Origin of the sequence: Bacteroides sp. 11BF (genome assembly GCF_019633765.1) — a bacterium.
Classification (GTDB): Bacteria; Bacteroidota; Bacteroidia; order Bacteroidales; family Bacteroidaceae; genus Bacteroides; species Bacteroides hominis.
This window is the reverse complement of record NZ_JAFKPJ010000056.1, coordinates 1-2,457: the sequence shown is the minus strand read 5'-3', so window position 1 is coordinate 2,457 and position 2,457 is coordinate 1. Positions and strand designations below refer to the sequence as shown.

Below are 2,457 nucleotides of genomic sequence, written 5' to 3'. Positions count from 1 at the left end.
AAATCGTGTTCTACTTAAGTTCTTCGAGAACTATTGCATTTTTATCCTCTATTTATTTTTATTATTGGGTCCTGTTTACATTTTGACTATTTCATGCTTTTTTATCATTTTGTATTTTCTATCTCATCTGTATTGCTGGTTTTAGCACCCGAATCAAAGATCTGAGGAAAAAAACAGCTGTGTTGCTGTTAGAGAAAGTTATATTTGATAGGATAAAGCCTCCAATTTTGTGTATTTGCTCGATAAAACAAACGATATAGCTCTTTAATGATATGTATTAAGTGAATTAACGATGATTTATGATAGTAGAAATGTAAACGGGAAAAATTAGTAAATAGCTTCCTAAAGCAGATTTTTGAACTCTAACTTTTTAAGATGTTAACTTCGTACAAATAAAGAATTAAGGTTTTGTCAACAGGATATTAACTTCGTACAGATAGAGAATTAATTTCCTATATTCAGGAAACGAATAAGATCCTGCAATAAAATGTATTTTTACTTAAAAGGCAATTTTATATTGCATGATAATAGTATTTTTATTCAAGAAGAAATTATTATAGCATCTTTTTAAAGAAAGTCTGAGTTAGCTAAATATAAAGATCCTCTCCCTTATGTCAACCTAAAATGAATTTTACTATCTTTTTTATATTTCTATAATCATTATTATTTAAACACATCTTTTTATATTCAAATGCGCTCATTTGCTATAAATCCTCTATTTTTATTTTAAAATTTGTATTGTTTCTCCCTAAAAAATTGTATGTTTGCACATCACACCGATAGATTTATGACCGAGAAAGAGCTTATTGTATCATTAAAACTGGGGGACGAAGCTGCATTTACTGCTCTATACAGAATGTATTGGCCTAAAGTTCACAACTTTTCCCGTTTATACCTATCTTCTATGGCCGAAGTAGAAGAAGTGGTACAGGAGGTCTTCGTAAAATTGTGGGAGGCACGTATCTTCTTGAAAGAGAATGAAAGCTTCAAAGGATTTTTATTTATTATAACCCGCAATATAATTTTTAATCAATTTCGTAAAAGTTTCAATGAAAATGCGTATAAAACGACTATACTCAGTAGTGCAGAAGTTGAATATGATATTGAAGATGAAATGGATGCGGCCGATCTTCAGGCCTATATAAAGAAATTAATTTCTGAACTGACGCCTCGGCAACAAGAAGTATTTCACTTAAGCCGTGAAGAGCACCTTAGCTATAAAGAAATAGCTACTCGACTGTCTATCAGTGAGAAAACCGTAGAGCGACATATTAATGAAGCCTTAAAATTTTTACGTAAAAACATCTATTTATTTATCATATTTCTTTCTCTATAATAATAAGGTATAGAGAGCTTATTTCATGATTTCCCTTTTATTTTAAAGATTTTAAATTTTCTTTGGGGGATGTTATGGTGTTGCGTGTATTTATAAATAGATAGGTAATAAGAAGGTAATAAAGATGAAACAAGCGACAACTGGAAATAAGAATATAATAAAGAAGCTGCTGACCGATGGCCTATCGCCGGAAGAGCGAGAAAAACTTAATAACTATAAATTTGTGAATCAGGCAATTTATAGTCAATGGGAACAGACTTCTGATATGTATACCGATGTCGATAAGGAAGAACGAATGCTAACAAACGTTATGCACCAAATAAAGAAAGGAAAAAGCGGACGTTTTAGGCAAAGCTTACATCGGTATAGCTGGGTAGCATCCATAGCATTATTGCTAATTTGCGGAACATTATCTTTAATGTTATTATCCAGAAAATCAGATCCAAAAGTTTGGTATGTTCTGAATTCAGGACGCCAATCCATGGATTCAGTGAGACTGGCAGATGGTACACTGGTGATGTTGAATGCTGGAAGTCGTTTGACATATCCTAAAGAGTTTTCCGGAGAAAAGCGGGAAGTAACTCTTTCAGGACAAGCTTTTTTTAATGTTCATCCGGATAAGGGACATCCTTTTGTTGTAAAAACCAAGAATATGGATGTTACAGCTTTAGGGACAGCATTTGAGGTTTTTAGTTTTGATGGTGACGAAAGTGTAGAAACAGTATTGCTCAATGGCAAAGTTAGGGTAGAACCTAAGGATAACAAAGAGCAAATTAAAGGAGAATACATTCTTCGTCCGAATGAAAAATTGACTTGCCAAGCAAACGGTGATGTGCGTATAGATCATGTAGATGCTAATTCATATTCTGCTTGGCGTATTGGAGGACGATTGAGTTTCAAGAACGAAACATTGGCCATGATTTTACCTCGTTTAGAGAAATGGTATGGTCAAAAGATCGATTGCTCACAGAAAGTGGCTGATCATTATCGCTTTACATTCACATTGCGAAATGAACCATTGGATCTGATTCTGAACATTATGTCGCATAGTGCGCCATTAAATTATAAATTAATAAGCAATGACTACTATGTTCTCGAAGAACTTAAGTAGAACACGATTT

At 33.0% G+C, this 2,457-nt stretch carries 2 protein-coding genes; both read left to right on the top strand.

All coding sequences use genetic code 11. The annotated features are described in order from the left end of the window. Window positions 1-760: 760 nt before the first annotated feature. A complete protein-coding gene (locus JZY04_RS20885; RefSeq protein ID WP_005810129.1) occupies window positions 761-1,336 on the top strand; it encodes an RNA polymerase sigma-70 factor in 576 nt (191 codons plus the stop codon). 124 nt (window positions 1,337-1,460) lie between these two features. Next, on the top strand, window positions 1,461-2,447 hold the full coding sequence (locus JZY04_RS20880; protein ID WP_032540030.1) for a FecR family protein: 987 nt from the start codon (window positions 1,461-1,463) through the stop codon (window positions 2,445-2,447). Window positions 2,448-2,457 lie beyond the last annotated feature (10 nt).